The sequence below is a fragment of the Allobosea sp. AAP35 genome, from assembly GCF_001295925.1.
In the GTDB taxonomy this organism is placed as follows: domain Bacteria; phylum Pseudomonadota; class Alphaproteobacteria; order Rhizobiales; family Beijerinckiaceae; genus Allobosea.
Genome location: NZ_LJHQ01000038.1, coordinates 35,179 through 50,829, shown reverse-complemented (window position 1 = coordinate 50,829; position 15,651 = coordinate 35,179). Strand labels below are relative to the sequence as shown.

Annotated in this window: 9 protein-coding genes; 2 read left to right on the top strand and 7 right to left on the bottom strand. The window is 67.3% G+C overall.

What is annotated here, in order from left to right:
- Nucleotides 1–97 precede the first annotated feature (97 nt).
- The 3 genes from IP69_RS22515 to IP69_RS13460 all read right to left on the bottom strand — a co-directional run bounded on the left by IP69_RS22515 (nt 98) and on the right by IP69_RS13460 (nt 2,713).
- Nucleotides 98–1,114 carry a hypothetical protein gene (locus IP69_RS22515; RefSeq protein WP_054143345.1) on the bottom strand — a complete coding sequence of 339 codons (1,017 nt, stop codon included), beginning with the start codon at nt 1,112–1,114 and terminating at the stop codon, nt 98–100.
- A gap of 88 nt (nt 1,115–1,202) precedes the next feature.
- Nucleotides 1,203–2,267: a low specificity L-threonine aldolase gene (locus tag IP69_RS13465; protein WP_054143344.1), complete on the bottom strand. Its 1,065-nt coding sequence runs from the start codon at nt 2,265–2,267 to the stop codon at nt 1,203–1,205.
- A gap of 53 nt (nt 2,268–2,320) precedes the next feature.
- On the bottom strand, nt 2,321–2,713 hold the full coding sequence (locus IP69_RS13460) for an MAPEG family protein (protein ID WP_054143343.1): 393 nt from the start codon (nt 2,711–2,713) through the stop codon (nt 2,321–2,323).
- A gap of 698 nt (nt 2,714–3,411) precedes the next feature.
- Here IP69_RS13460 and gltB point away from each other — a divergent pair.
- Nucleotides 3,412–8,031: a glutamate synthase large subunit gene (gltB, locus tag IP69_RS13455; RefSeq protein ID WP_248306833.1), complete on the top strand. Its 4,620-nt coding sequence runs from the start codon at nt 3,412–3,414 to the stop codon at nt 8,029–8,031.
- Nucleotides 8,032–8,157: 126 nt separating this feature from the next.
- On the top strand, nt 8,158–9,582 hold the full coding sequence (locus tag IP69_RS13450; RefSeq protein ID WP_054143342.1) for a glutamate synthase subunit beta: 1,425 nt from the start codon (nt 8,158–8,160) through the stop codon (nt 9,580–9,582).
- A gap of 81 nt (nt 9,583–9,663) precedes the next feature.
- Here IP69_RS13450 and IP69_RS13445 read toward each other — a convergent pair whose 3' ends face one another.
- From IP69_RS13445 to argH, 4 genes are all read right to left on the bottom strand, one after another.
- On the bottom strand, nt 9,664–12,363 hold the full coding sequence (locus IP69_RS13445) for a TIGR02302 family protein (protein ID WP_054143341.1): 2,700 nt from the start codon (nt 12,361–12,363) through the stop codon (nt 9,664–9,666).
- A gap of 143 nt (nt 12,364–12,506) precedes the next feature.
- The gene (gene lysA, locus IP69_RS13440) at nt 12,507–13,796 is read right to left on the bottom strand and encodes a diaminopimelate decarboxylase (RefSeq protein WP_054143340.1); all 1,290 of its coding nucleotides are present in this window, start codon (nt 13,794–13,796) and stop codon (nt 12,507–12,509) included.
- Nucleotides 13,797–13,805: 9 nt separating this feature from the next.
- Entirely contained in the window at nt 13,806–14,069 is a 264-nt protein-coding gene (locus IP69_RS13435) for a lipoprotein (RefSeq protein ID WP_054143339.1), read from the bottom strand.
- A 166-nt stretch (nt 14,070–14,235) separates the two neighbouring features.
- The gene (argH, locus tag IP69_RS13430; RefSeq protein WP_054143338.1) at nt 14,236–15,621 is read right to left on the bottom strand and encodes an argininosuccinate lyase; all 1,386 of its coding nucleotides are present in this window, start codon (nt 15,619–15,621) and stop codon (nt 14,236–14,238) included.
- Nucleotides 15,622–15,651: the final 30 nt, after the last annotated feature.

Here is a 15,651-nt window from a genome sequence, read left to right as displayed (position 1 = left end):
GACGTCACAGTCCGAATGAAGAGGGCGCTTCCGGAAAACCGGAAGCGCCCTTTTTTTGATGCGCTCGCAATGACACTGGGGACGCGGGCCTCGCGCCTCAATCCAGCGGCACGACCGGGACCTGCGGGGTTTCAGCCGGGGGCGTGGCCGAGGTTGTGTCCTGCGGCTGCACCGGGGGCAGCTGCGCCGGAATCCCCGGCTCCGAACGCGCAAGTGGGGGCTTGATCTCGACGGGCTCGGTGCCACGGACATCGCTGGGATTGACCAGGCGCGGCTTGTCTGCGGCTGCAGGCGGCTCGTCGGGGGCAGGGGTCGGCGGTGTCGGCACGACGGGGGCGGGCAGGGGCTGCGTCGCCGGCGCGCTGGCGTCCGCCGGGGGCTTCTCAGGCGTGGGTGCCGGCTCGACGCGTGGCGGGGCGGCCGGCGACGGGGGAACCTCGGTTGCCGGTGCGGACGCCGCGGCGGGGGGCTTTTCGGGCGCGGGGGCGGGCTCGGTCCGAGGTGGCGCGGCCGGCGCAGGTGGAATCACGGTCGCCGGCGCGGTCGCTGCGGCGGGGGGCTTTTCGGGCACGGGAGCGGGCACGACGCGCGGCGCAGCCGGTGAGGGCGGGACGACCGTGGCGGGCGCGGTCGCCTGGCCGGGAGGCTTGAGGGTCGCCGGGCGCTCGGGCGGCTGCTGGGCCCGGCCCGGCGTCCGCGGCCTGACATCCTCTCGCGGGTCGGTGCGGGCGACGCGCGGGGCGCTGCGGGCCGGGGCCTGCAGCAGGATCTCGTCGAGCACCTGGCCGCTATAGCGATCGACGATGACCCGGAGGCGTGCGCCTGCCCGGGTGCGGCCGTCGACGACATAGGCGGAGCCCGTCGCGATGGTGCGATCGACCCGGACGAGGCCGAGATCGCGGGCGGCGATTCGGCTGGCCGCGCGCGGCGGAATGGCGACGGGCGGACGCGGCGGGGCATAGCGATAGCCATAGCCGAAACGCTGCTCGAGATAGGGCGCGTCGTCATAGCCATAATACTGAGCGGCAGCCGTGCCGGCCGACCCGGCGAGGGCACCGGCGACAGCCACGCCAAAGAGGGCCGCGCGGCTGTGTGCGGTCGAACGAAGTGCCATGGGGGTCATCCCTTTCCAGGACAGACAGTCAGGCTTTCAGTCTTCGTTAGGGATTGCGGCATGCTTGCGGCTGGAATCGGGACGCAGTTCAGCCTTCTTGCGCGACGATCAACGCAATCAGACGTTCGACCTCCGCTCCGCGCGTCGCGAAAGACATCACGAACCGGCCGACGATCTCGCCCTGGGCGAGTGCCACGCCCGCTGGCAGTGCCCGGTCGGACCAGGTCAGGAAGCCGACACCGGCGGCCTGAAGGCGAGCCTGCAGGGAGGCGGACAAGATCGGAAACACTTCATTGGCCTGGGAGGGCCAGGCGAGGCGGGCCTCGCTGTTCGTCTCGATTGCCGTTGCGAGCTTCGTGGCCATGGCGTTGGCGTGGCGGGCCAGGTCGAGCCAGTGCCCGTCCGCCAGCAGCCCCTCGAACTGCGCGCCGATGAGGCGGCCCTTCGACAGGGTCTGGCCGGCACGCTTGCGGCGCCATTTCATCTCGGAGGCCTGGGCGGGGTCGAAGAAGATCACCGCTTCGGCGGCCCAGGCGCCGTTCTTGGTGCCCCCGAAGGAGAGCACATCGACGCCGGCCTTCCAGGTCATCTCAGCCGGCGTGCAGCCGAGCGTGATCAGAGCGTTGGCGAAGCGCGCGCCGTCCATATGCAGGGTCAGGCCCCGCGGCGTGGCGGCGTCCTTCAGGGCGCGGATTTCGTCCACGCTGTAAATGGTGCCGCATTCGGTCGCCTGGGTGATCGAGAGCGCCTGCGGCTGGACCTGATGGAGGGCGCCTTCGCGAAAGCGGGCGAGCGTCTGCGTGACGACGTCCGGGGAGAGCTTGTTGCCGGGGCCGGGCAGGCCGATCAGCTTGGCGCCGTCGCTGAAGAATTCCGGCGCGCCGCATTCGTCGTCGGCGACATGGCTTTCCTCATGGGTCAGCACGGCGCCCCAGGGGCGCGTGATGCTGGCGAGCGCCAGCGCATTCGCCGCCGTGCCCGATGTGACGAGGAAGACCGCAAGCTCGCGCTCGAAGATCTCGGCGAAGCGGCGCTCGGCCTTTTTTGTCCAGATGTCGGTGCCATAGGCGGCTGCCGCGCCGTCATTGGCGGCGGCGATGGCGGCCATGACCTGGGGGCTGGCGCCGGCTGTGTTGTCGCTGATGAAGTTCATGGCGCCTGCGATAGAACCAAGCGGCGTCTCCGCCAAGAGGGGCGGCGGCGCGCTCAGACGAGGACAGCCTGAACGATCAAGGTCAGCGCCGTCACGATGATGGTCAGGAAGGTCGCGATCATTCCGGCGGTGCGGAAGCGCAAATCCTCGTCCGCATGCGAAACGCCCCAGGCGTGGCTCGCCCGTCCCAGGAGCAGAAGCAGGCAGAGCAGGTGCAGCAGGAGTGGGGGCGCGCCGCGCCATTCCGCCATGGCGAGCAGCAGCAGGGCGAGGGGCGTGTATTCGGCGAAGTTGCCGTGCACGCGGACCCGGCGCTCAAGTGCGCGATCCTCCGAGACGCCGATGGCGACGCGCCCGGTGCGGCGCGCCTTGATGACCGCCAGCGAAAGGACCACGAAGAGCAGCGCCAGCACCGCCGCATAAACTGGAACCACGAGGAGCTGCATGTGACGATATCCACCGGGCGAGAGTTGCAGTCTATGGTCCCCTGCAGACACTGACCAGAGACTGCCTCCAGGCGGCACCGACAGGAAGTAAGCCGGGTTGAAGCAGCAACATGCCGGAAATGTCGGGATGATGTGCTGCCGCACAACAAAATTTCCGAGACGGGACAAAACGCCGCTTGTGTGGAGATTGGAATTCTGGCAAGTTCAGATCAATAGGACAGTGTTGCTGTCCCATTTTTCGCCGCGACGATCGGAGCCCGCGAGGGTCAGGGTCGCGCCATTACAACGGAGCGGATCGATGACGAAGGGTACGGCCAAACACGCCAAAGCCGTTCGTACGCGCGCAGCCCGCAAAGCGACGGCCTGACAGGCACGAAGGGGCGAAGAGCCCCCGGCGCCTGCGGAGGACGCGGGCGCCCCTGAGACGAGCGCAAGCCACCCTCCAGACAAACGAACGGCCGGTCCATTTGGCCCTGTCCTTGCTGTGCGCCCTTGGGCTTGCGCGGCAGCGATGCGGCCCGATGGCGGAAGGATGATATGGACTCGAAGGCGCCTCCCGGCCGAAGCTGGCAGGGCCTTGCAAGCGGGGTTTGACGATGAGCAAGACCAGCCAGTCGAACGGTGCCTTGACGAATGTCGCGGGGTCCCTGGACCACGCGCTGCCGTTCGAGCGTTTCCCCGAGGTTCGCGATCCGGCGATGCCGGTGCGCCAGGGTCTCTACGACCCGTCCATGGAGAAGGATTCCTGCGGCGTCGGCTTCATCGCCGACATGAAGAACCGCAAAAGCCACGCCATCGTCGCGCAGGGCCTGCAGATCCTGCGCAATATCGACCATCGCGGTGCTGTCGGCGCCGATCCCAAGCTCGGCGATGGCTGCGGCATCCTCACCCAGATCCCGCATCGCTTCTTCAGCGAAGAGTGCGCGCAGATCGGCATCGAACTGCCGGAGGTCGGGCATTACGCCATCGGCCAGTTCTTCATGCCGCAGGATCTCGGCGATCGGACGATCTGCGAGGACATCGTCGCGCAGACGGTGGTCGAAGAGGGGCTGATCTTCCTGGGCTGGCGCGACGTGCCGGTCGACGGGTCCGATCTCGGCGAGGCCGTGAAGGACAGCGAGCCGGTCCATCGCCAGCTCTTCGTCGGCCGCCCTGCCGAGATCGCGGATGAGGACGATTTCGAGCGCAAGGTCTATGTGCTCAGAAAGTCGGTCTCCAACCAGGTCTACAAGCTCAAGGACCGCGCGACCGCGACCTATTACCCGGTTTCGATGTCGGCCCGCACCATCGTCTATAAGGGCATGGTTCTGGTCACGCAGCTCGGCACCTATTTCAAGGATCTGCAGGACGAACGCTTCGAGAGCGCGCTGGCGCTCGTCCATCAGCGCTTCGCCACCAACACATTCCCGTCCTGGCGGCTGGCGCATCCCTACCGGATGGTTGCCCATAATGGCGAGATCAACACGCTGCGCGGCAACGTGAACTGGATGGCGGCGCGGCAGGCGAGCGTCGATTCCGAGCTGTTCGGACCCGATATCTCGAAGCTCTGGCCGATCTCCTATGAGGGCCAGTCGGACACAGCCTGTTTCGACAACGCGCTCGAATTCCTGGTGCAGGGCGGCTATTCGCTCGCCCACGCGATGATGATGCTGGTTCCCGAGGCCTGGAACGGCAATCCGCTGATGAACGAGGAGCGGCGCGCCTTCTACGAGTATCACGCCGCTCTGATGGAGCCTTGGGACGGGCCGGCCGCGATCGCCTTCACCGACGGCAGGCAGATTGGCGCGACGCTCGACCGCAACGGCCTGCGGCCGGCGCGCTATCTCGTCACCGATGACGGGCTCGTGGTGCTCGCGTCCGAGTTCGGCGTGCTGCCGATCCCGGAGGAGAAGATCGTCGAGAAGTGGCGTCTCCAGCCGGGCAAGATGCTGCTGATCGATCTCGAAGAGGGCCGCATCATCGGCGACGACGAGATCAAGGCAAGCCTCTGCCAAGCCAACCCCTACAAGGAGTGGCTCAAGCGCACGCAGATCGTGCTGGAGGATCTGCCGCCGGTCGAGGCCCGCGCGCAGCGCACGGATGTGGCCCTGCTCGATCGCCAGCAGGCCTTCGGCTATACGCAGGAGGACACCCGCATCCTGATGGCGCCGATGGCGGTGACCGGTCAGGAAGCCGTCGGCTCGATGGGGACGGACACGCCGATCTCGGCGCTCTCGTCGAAGTCGAAGCTGCTCTACACCTATTTCAAGCAGAACTTCGCCCAGGTCACGAACCCGCCGATCGACCCGATCCGCGAGGAGCTGGTGATGAGCCTGCTCTCCTTCATCGGGCCGCGGCCCAACATCCTCGATCTGGAAGGCACCTCGCGGCGCAAGCGGCTCGAGGTGCGTCAGCCGATCCTGACCAATGACGATCTCGAGAAGATCCGCTGCATCGGCCATTACGAGGATCGCTTCGACACCAAGACGATCGACTTCACCTATCCGGCGCGCGACGGCGCGGCCGGTATGGCGGCGGCTCTGGAGCGGCTGTGCGAGCGGGCGGAAGCGGCCGTCCATGGCGGCTACAACATCATCATCCTGTCCGACCGGCTGGTTGGGGCGGACCGGATCCCGATTCCGGCGCTGCTGGCCACCGCAGCCGTGCATCACCACCTGATCCGCAAGGGACTTCGCACCTCGGTCGGCCTCGTCGTCGAGACCGGCGAGCCGCGCGAGATCCATCATTTCTGCTGCCTGGCCGGCTATGGCGCCGAGGCGATCAACCCCTATCTCGCCTTCGACACGCTGCTCGACATGCATGAGCAGGGCGCGTTCCCGACCGAGGTCGACGCCTATGAGGTGGTGAAGCGCTACATCAAGTCGGTCGGCAAGGGCGTGCTCAAGGTGATGTCCAAGATGGGCATCTCGACCTACCAGTCCTATTGCGGCGCGCAGATCTTCGATGCGGTCGGCCTCAAGAGCGATTTCGTCGAGCGCTATTTCTTCGGCACGGCGACCGCGATCGAGGGTGTCGGTCTCGAGGAGGTCGCGCAGGAGAGCGTCAGCCGCCATCGCGACGCCTTCGGCGACGCCCCGGTCTACCGCAACAGCCTCGATATCGGCGGCGAGTATGTCTATCGCATCCGCGGCGAGGAGCATGTCTGGACGCCCGACGTCGTCGCCTCGCTGCAGCATGCGGTGCGGCTCAACGCGCAGGATCGCTACGAGGACTTCGCCCGCCAGGTGAATGACGAGGCGCAGCGGATGACGACGATCCGCGGCCTGTTCAAGCTGAAGCAGGCGAACGAGGATGGACGCCAGCCCGTGCCGCTGGAGAGCGTCGAGCCGGCCGCCGAGATCGTGAAGCGCTTCGCCACGGGGGCGATGTCCTTCGGCTCGATCTCGCGTGAGGCGCATGAGACGATCGCCATCGCGATGAACCAGATCGGCGGCAAGTCGAACACGGGCGAGGGCGGCGAGGAGCCGATCCGCTTCAAGCCGATGGCGGATGGGCGCTCCAAGCGCTCGGCGATCAAGCAGATCGCGTCGGGCCGCTTCGGCGTCACGGCAGAGTATCTCGCCAATGCCGACGTCATGCAGATCAAGGTCGCGCAGGGCGCCAAGCCCGGCGAGGGCGGGCAGCTTCCCGGCCACAAGGTCGACGCCAAGATCGCCAAGGTCCGGCATTCGACGCCGGGCGTCGGGCTGATCTCGCCGCCGCCGCATCACGACATCTACTCGATCGAGGATCTGGCGCAGCTCATCTTCGATCTGAAGAACGTCAATCCGGCGGCCGATGTCTCGGTCAAGCTCGTCTCCGAGATCGGGGTCGGCACGGTGGCGGCCGGCGTCGCCAAGTCGCGCGCCGACCACATCACCATCTCCGGCTTCGAGGGCGGCACGGGCGCGAGCCCCCTGACCTCGCTGAAGCATGCCGGCTCGCCCTGGGAGATCGGGCTCGCCGAGACGCAGCAGACGCTGGTTCTCAACAAGCTGCGCGGCCGCGTCGCGCTGCAGGTCGATGGCGGCCTGCGCACGGGGCGCGACGTCGTGATTGGCGCGCTGCTGGGGGCCGACGAGTTCGGCTTCTCGACCGCGCCCCTGATTGCGGCCGGATGCATCATGATGCGCAAATGCCATCTCAACACCTGCCCAGTCGGCGTCGCGACGCAGGATCCGGTGCTGCGCAAGCGCTTCAAGGGCCTGCCCGAGCATGTGATCAACTACTTCTTCTTCGTCGCCGAAGACGTGCGCAGGATCATGGCCGAGATGGGCTTCACCAAGCTCGAGGAGATCGTTGGCCGCTCCGACCTGCTCGACAAGCGCGAGCTGATCGACCACTGGAAGGCCAAGGGGCTCGATTTCACGCGGCTGTTCCACAAGGTCGATATGCCCGGCGTCGCGATCCGCCATGTCGAACTGCAGAAGCACCCGATCGACGACGTGCTCGACCGCAGGCTGATCGCGGGCGCCAAGGACGCACTCGAAGGCGGCGCGCCGGTCGTGCTCGAACACCCGATCTGCAATGTCGACCGCAGCGTCGGCGCGATGCTGTCGGGCGCCGTCGCTAAAAAATACGGCCATGCCGGCCTGCCGGAGGACACCATCACGGTGAAGCTGAAGGGCACCTCGGGCCAGAGCTTCGCCGCCTTTCTGGCGGCCGGCGTCACCGTCGAACTGACCGGTCAGGCCAATGACTATGTCGGCAAGGGCCTCTCGGGCGGCAAGCTGATCGTCAAGCCGGACCCGGCCTCGAAGGCCGTGCCGGAGCGCTCGATCATCGTCGGCAACACGGTGCTTTACGGTGCGATCGCGGGCGAGGCCTATTTCCGTGGCGTCGCGGGCGAGCGTTTCGCGGTGCGCAATTCGGGCGCCGTCGCGGTGGTCGAGGGCACGGGCGACCATGGCTGCGAATACATGACCGGCGGCGTGGTGGCCGTCATCGGGCCGACGGGGCGCAACTTCGCGGCCGGCATGTCGGGCGGCATCGCCTATGTGCTGGACGAGGACAAGAGCTTCGCGGCGCGCTGCAACCTCTCCATGGTCGATCTCGAACCGGTCGAGGAGGAGGAAGACCTGATGGAGCGCCTGCACCATCATGGCGGCGATCTCGAGCATAAGGGCCGCATCGACATGGCCAACATGTCGGGCCATGACGAGGAGCGGCTGATGCAGATGCTGACCAACCATGCCGACTACACCGGCTCGGAAACGGCGCGTCGCATCCTCGACAACTGGGCCGATTACCGGACCAAGTTCGTCAAGGTGATGCCGGTCGAATACCGCCGGGCGCTGCGCGAGATGGAACAGGCCCGCTCGCTGCAGGCGGCGGAATAAGCTTCAGACCGCGATCCCGGGCGGCTGGCGACGGTCCGCCCGGGCGACGACCATCAAGACAGGCTCCCATCGGTGAGGGATGCGCGGGCTTTTCGGGCCCGGCACGACGGCGAGAGAAACGAGAATATGGGCAAGGTCACGGGCTTTCTCGAATACGACCGGCAGGAGCAGAAATATCAGCTTGCCGGCGACCGCATCCGCCATTTCCGGGAGTTCACGCTCCCACTGGAGGAGCGCGACATCAAGAAGCAGGCGGCGCGCTGCATGGATTGCGGCATCCCGTTCTGCCACGGCCCGACCGGCTGCCCGGTCCACAACCAGATCCCGGACTGGAACGAGCTGGTCTATTCCGGCGGCTGGGAGGATGCGCTGCGCAACCTCCACTCGACCAACAACTTCCCGGAATTCACCGGCCGCATCTGCCCGGCTCCTTGTGAGGAAGCCTGCACGCTCAACCTCGAAAACATGCCCGTCACGATCAAGACGATCGAGCAGGCGATCGCCGACAAGGGCTGGCAGGAAGGCTGGATCGTCCCCGAGGTCCCCACCACCAAGACCGGCAAAAAGATCGCCGTGGTTGGCTCCGGCCCCGCCGGCATGGCGGCTGCCCAGCAGCTCGCCCGCGTCGGCCATGAGGTGCATCTCTATGAGCGGGAAGCGCGCGCCGGCGGCCTGATGCGCTACGGTATTCCCGACTTCAAGATGGAAAAGAAGCATATCGACCGCCGCGTGAAGCAGATGGAGGCCGAGGGCGTCACCTTCCACTACAACGTCAATGTCGGCGTGACCCTGCCGTTTGCGACGCTGACGGCGGAGCATGACGCCGTGCTGATGAGCGGCGGGGCCGAGGCGCCGCGCGATCCCGGCCTGCCGGACACCCATCTCCAGGGCGTCCATTACGCGATGCCTTACCTCACCCAGCAGAACAAGCGCGTCGGCGGCGAGGATGTCTCGGGGATCACGCCGATACTGGCCGGCGGCAAGCATGTTGTGGTGATCGGCGGCGGCGACACGGCGTCGGACTGCGTCGGCACGGCGTTCCGCCAGGGTGCGTTGTCGGTGACGCAGCTCGACATCCGGCCGATGGCGCCGGAGATCGAGAACAAGCTGACGGTCTGGCCCTATTGGCCGACGAAATTCCGCACCTCATCCTCGCAGGCCGAGGGCGCGGAGCGCGAGTTCCAGGCCGCGACGCTGGGGCTGGAGGGCCGCAACGGCCGCCTGACCGGCGTGAAATGCGTCCGCGTCGACGAGAAGCGCAAGCCGATCGCCGGCACCGAATTCGTGCTGCAGGCCGATCTCTGCTTCCTCGCCATCGGTTTCGCGGGTTCGCTGATCGAAGGCATGATCGCGCAGTCGGGCGCGGCGGTCGACAAGCGCGCCAACGTGATCGCCAATGAGCGCGACTACCGCACCAGCGTCGAGAACGTCTTCGTCGCCGGCGACATGCGGCGCGGCCAGTCTCTCGTCGTCTGGGCGATCCGCGAGGGCCGCCAGGCCGCGCATGCGATCGACAAGCACCTGATGGGCGAGACGATTCTGCCGGTGTGAACCGGTCTTTCGCCGATAGCGAAAGCTTGCCCGTCGGGTCTTGTTGACCCCACCGCTTGTTGACCCGCTGCGGGCGAGCCCTCAATTCCGGCGGAGCAAGCGCTCCAGGTAGTCCAGTTCTTCCATCGGTCGCGACGGGTCGCCGAGACGGCGGCGCAGTTCGTCGAGGATGCGGCGGGCGCGCTGGGTCGCGCTTTCGTCGGCTCCGGGCACGCGCACGCGGCCATCGGCCCAGTCGCGCTGCCGCTGCGGCCGGCCGAGCGGGTCCTCGCGGCCACGCTGCTGGGCGGAGGGGCGGCCCGAAGGCTGACCGTCGGGCTCGCCAAAGGCACCTTCCCCGGGTTCGCCGCCTTCGCCGGGCTGGCCCTGCATCTGCTGGGCAAGGTTTTGAGCGCCCTTGCGCAGCGCCTCGAGCGCCCGGCCTTGCGCGTCGAGCGCGCCTTCGCCCTGGCCCTGGCCGAGCTGGTCGCCAGCTTCGCCCATGGCACCCTCGGCCTCGCCGAGTTCGCCCTGCTGCGGCGCGCCCATGCCGCGCATGCGGCGCTGGAGATCCTGGAGCCGGTCGCGCAGCTGCTGCTGGCGCTGGGCGAGGCTTTGGCCACCCTGACCCTGCTGGCCTTGCGCGCCCTGCTGGCCTTCGCCCTCCTCGCCCTCTTCGCCCTCGCCCTGTTCGCCGGGCTGCTGACCCGGTTGCTGGCCGCGCTGGCCCGGCTGGCGCTGACCCTGCTGGCCCGGCCGCGCCTGCTGCTGGCCGGGGCGCTGTCCGCGCTTGGTGCGGTTCTGACGCTGCTGCTCCTGCTGGAAGGTTTCGTCGCGCAGGCCCTGCTGCTCGCGGGTCATCCGGTCGAGATCCGACAGCGCCTGGTTCATCTCGCGCTGGCGCGGGTCCTGCTGGCCCGGGCGCGCCATCTGGAGATTGTTGAGCATCTGGTTGAGCTCTTCCATCAGGCGCTGGGCCTCGGCCATGTCGCCACGCTTGGAGAGCTCCTCGATGCGGTTGAGCATGTTCTGCAGGTCGCGCGGCGTCACCGTCCGGAAGTTCTCCGGCAGCTGCGACATCTGATTGGGGTCGGCATTCTGCTGCTGGCGCTGCATCTGCTCGGCGAGCTGGCGCATGAACTGGTCCATGGCGCGCCGCATCTCTTCGGTAAGCTTCCTGATCTCCTCCTCGGAGGCACCGCGCTCCAGCGCCTGCTGCAGGTTTTCCTGCGCCGCCCGCAGCGTCTTCTCTGCGTCCGACAGATCGCCATCCTCGAGCTGGAGCGCCAGCGCCCACATCAGTTCGGCGACCTCGCGCAGCTCGTCGTCGCTGCTGGCCCGGCGCAGCCGCTCATTGACCATGCGCATGCCGAGATAGACGCCGGTCTCCTTCATGAAGAGTTCGGGCTCGATCAGCAGCGCATCCATGGCGAGCTGGACGCGGCTGCGATCTTCGACATTCATCACGAGTTTGCGGCGCTGCTCGACCAGCGCCTTGGGAAGCGGCTTGGCAAAGGTGCGCTGCGGCAGCACGATCTCGACCGCCTCGCTGCGGCCCTCCTGTCCGGCCTCATCCCGCGCCACCAGCGTCATGGCCACCCTCGCACCGGCCCAGGGATGGGCCGAGAAATCCAGGGTGCTTTTCATTTCCTCGTCGCCTGAGGCGGAGGCCGGCACGCTGAGCGTCTGCTTGGGCGCCTCGACCAGCGAACGCCCGGTCGAGGCCGGGCCGCTTCGCGCGACCGTCGCCTCGACCGAGGCAAGGCCGTAATCGTCCCTGGCCGTGTAAGTGATCGAAAGGCCGCCGGCCTGCGCGCCGGTCACGGGCTTGGGCGGCTCGATGAAACCGACCTGGGGCGCCTGGTCGGCAATGGCGGTGATCGACAGGGTCGCGGCCGGCGCGCCGCTGCCGGTCAGACGCAGAGTGCCGTTCCCGGCGAGCGTGTAGCGCTTCTCCAGAACGGCCGGGGTCTCGCCCTGCACAGGCTTTGCCGTCGCCGCGCCCGGCTTGGGTTCGGCGGGCGGCAGCCCCTCAAGAGCGCCGGTCGTCGCGACATCCATCGCGGTCTTGCCGGCGATTCGCACGACGATCGTCGATTTCTCGGGCGCGCTGATCTGCGGGCTCGCGAGTTTTGCAAAATCGATCAGCATCGGGGGCAGGCGGGTATAGGCCGGAGGGTCGATCCAGGCGTCGATCCGGATGGACGGTTCCGGCAGCGAGGGCCCGCGCCAGTCGAAGGCTGCGCTCAGCCTCGGCACGGCTTCATGCCCGGCGACGAAGACCGCGGTGACGGCGGCCAGAAGCGGTATTGCGCGCAGGGCGTAGCGGTCGCGGCCGGCCATGCGCGGCTGCGGCGCTGCAACGCTCAGGCCGGCGATGCGCGCACTCTGGCGCTCGACATGCAGGGCCCAGAGCGCCTGCGACACCGGATCCCTGGCGCCGACCGCAAGACTGTCTTCAAGCGACGAGGCGGGCCGATGGCCGCCCGCGAGCGACTGGTCGAGCCGCGCCAGCGCGTCGCGATGCGTGGGCAAAGCCGTCCGCGCGATATGAAACAGGCTGGCGGTGAGCGCGACGAGGAAGAGCGCCACGCCGAGAGCGCGCCCCTGCCAGGGCAGATGCAGCCACAACCCGAACCAGGAGACGGCGAGGAAGGTCAGGATCACCGCGACGGGTAGCCACAGCCGCGGCCAGAGGCGCTCCCAGCCCAGCGAAACCCGCGAGGCCATGGCGAGGCGCCCCAGCCTCTGCCGCACGCCTGCGATCCGATCCGGCGCCTTGTGGCGCTGCGCCTCATTCATGCCGTCGCTCCGAGCCGCCCCCAATGCCGCCGGGATCTCACCGCCCGCATCTGTGCCTGTCATCAGACGCTAACACGGGAATGTGGCAAGGCCAGTGCCAAGACGCCGCGTCAGAACCCGCTCGACGTTTCGTGAACGCGCGATCAGGCCAGCCAGGGCGGTGCACGATCCGTGCCGAGCAGGTCTTCATAGCTCTGGCGCGGCCTGGTCACGGCATAGTCGCCGCCCTTGACCAGCACCTCCGCGACGAGCAGCCGCTGGTTGTAGGTCGAGGCCATGCTGGCGCCATAAGCTCCCGCCGTCATGAAGGCGATCAGATCGCCAGGTTCAAGCGCGGGCAGGGCGCGGCCGGAGGTGAAGGTGTCGCCCGATTCGCAGATCGGCCCGACGACGTCATAGGCGATTTCCGGGGTGCCGGCCTGGGGCTCCAACACCGGCCAGATCTCGTGATAGGCCTCGTACATCGCCGGACGGACAAGGTCGTTCATCGCCGCGTCGACGACGAGAAACTGCTTGGTCGGGCGCGGATTAAGATGCAGCACCCGCGTCATCAGGATACCGGCATTGCCGACGATCAGGCGCCCCGGTTCGAAGCCGAGCTCGACATCAAGGCCGTCCGTGACCCGCTTCACCATCGCGGCATAAGCCTCGATCAGGTCCGGGCCATGGTCGAACGCCTTGGGAATATTATAGGGGATGCCGAGACCGCCGCCGAGATCGAGCCGCTCGACGCGGTGGCCTTCCGCACGCAGATCGGCCACCAGCACCGCCATCTTGGCGTAAGCCGCCTCGAAAGATTCGGTCTCGCGGATCTGGCTGCCGATATGGAGCGCCAGCCCCATCATCCGGACGCCCGGCAGGTTGGCGGCACGGCCATAGAGCCGTCCGACCTCCTCGAAGGAGACGCCGAACTTGTTCTCGGACGAGCCGGTGGTGATCTTGGCGTGACCGCCGGCGCCGATATCGGGATTGACGCGGAACACCGCTTCCTGGCGCTTGCCGAGCTGGTTTGCGACCGTCGAGAGCAGGTCGAGTTCGCCTTCCGTCTCGATGTTGACCTGGTAGATGCCGGCTTGAACCGCGAAGCGCAGTTCGCTCTCGCTCTTGCCGACGCCGGAGAAGACGATCTTGTCGGCCGGGAAGCCGGCGGCGAGCGCCTTGCGGATTTCGCCTTCCGACACCGTGTCGGCGCCGGCGCCGAGCGCGGCGAGCGTCTTCAACACGCCGAGATTGCCGTTGGCCTTCATCGCGTAGAAGACATGCGCCTTGCCCGCGGGCGCCGCGCTTTGCATCGCCTCCGCATAGAGCCGGTAATGCCGCTCGATCGTCGCCGAGGAATAGACATAGACCGGCGTGCCGACCTCGTCGGCGATGCGACGCAGATCGACGTCCTCGGCGAAGAGGGCGCCGTCGCGATAGCTGAAATGATGCATCGGACGCTCTTAGAGGATCGGGTCGAGAATGAAGGGCTTCTCGGGCACGGCGATCACCCGGTTGGTCTTGACCGGCCGGGCGAGGACCGAGGTCTGACCGAGCGACTCCGCACTGTTCTCGACTGCACCGATCTGCGCATCGGGCAGGTCGGTCGCGCCGGTGGCGTTTGGGGGGGCCTCAAGCGGGCCCTTGCGGCCGCAGGCTCCGAGCGCGAGGGCGAGCAGGCCCGCAACCAGGACGGCGCGGCCGAATTTCAGGCGGGAGTGCAGCACGGAAGCGAACCCTTGGGCGAGGCGAGGACAAGACTGTAGCGAAGGATCGCGGCGGAGGCGAGGCTTTGACGGGCAGAGCGTCATTCTCGGGCTTGACCCGAGAATCTCTTGCAGCAGATGAATCTCTTGCAGGAGATGCCCGGGTCAAGCCCGGGCATGATGGTCCTCAGCCTTTCGCCAGCTTCTTCAGCCAGCGTTTGGCCTGGCGGCGGACATTGACTGGCGCCGTGCCGCCATAGCTGACGCGGCTTTTCACCGACTGCTCGACGCCGAGCACGGCAAAGACCGCGTCCGTGATCTGCGGCTCGACCGCCTGCATCTCGGCCAGCGTCAGCTTCTCCAGCCCGATCTTCCTGTCCGAGGCGATGCCGACGAGCCGGCCGGTAACGTGATGGGCGTCGCGGAACGGCATCTTCAAAACGCGCACTAGCCAGTCCGCGAGGTCGGTGGCGGTGGCATAGCCCATGCCGGCCGCCTTCTTCATCACCTTCAGGTCCGGCTCCATGTCGCGCACCATGCCGGCCATGGCGGCGAGGCACAAAGACAGCGTCTGGAGGGCATCAAAAGTGCCTTCCTTGTCTTCCTGCATGTCCTTGGAATAGGTCAGCGGCAGACCCTTCATCATCGTCAGCATCGCCTGCAGATGTCCGAAGACGCGCCCCGCCTTGCCGCGCACCAGCTCGGCGGCGTCGGGGTTGCGCTTCTGCGGCATGATCGAGGAGCCAGTCGAAAAGGCGTCCGACAATCGCACGAAGCCGAATTGCGGCGTCGCCCAGAGCACGATCTCCTCGGCCAGCCGCGACAGATGCATCGCGCAGATCGAGGCCGCGGCCAGAGTCTCCAGCACGAAATCGCGGTCCGAGACCGAATCGAGCGAATTGGCCGTCGGCCGGTCGAAGCCCAGCGCATGCGCCGTCATCTCGCGGTCGATCGGGAAGGAGGTGCCGGCGAGCGCAGCCGCACCCAGCGGGCATTCGTTGAGCCGCTCGCGGGCATCGGCGACGCGGCCGCGATCACGGCCGAGCATCTCGACATAGGCGAGCAGGTGGTGGCCGAAGGTGACAGGCTGGGCCGACTGCAGATGGGTGAAGCCCGGCATCACCGACCCGGCATGGATCTCGGCCTTCTCAGCGAGAGCGAGCTGGAGATCGGTCATCTGCTCGTCGAGCTGGTCGAGCGTGTCGCGCACCCACAGCTTCATGTCGGTCGCGACCTGGTCGTTGCGCGAGCGGCCGGTATGGAGGCGCCCGGCGGCAGCGCCGATCCGATCCTTCAGGCTGCTCTCGACATTCATGTGGACGTCTTCGAGCGCACGCGAGAACGTGAAGCTGCCGGCCTCGATATCGGCCTGGACCTGGTTGAGCCCGGCGCTGATCGCCGCCACATCCTCATCTGTCAGGATGCCCGTCTCGCCCAGCATCGCCGCATGGGCGAGCGAGCCGCGGATGTCCTGGCGCCAAAGGCGCTGGTCGAAATCGATGGAGGCATTGATCTCCTCCATGATGGCGTCGGGACCCGTGGCGAAGCGCCCACCCCACATGCGATTGCTCACGATGGTCTTTCCTGCTTTGAGGACGCGATG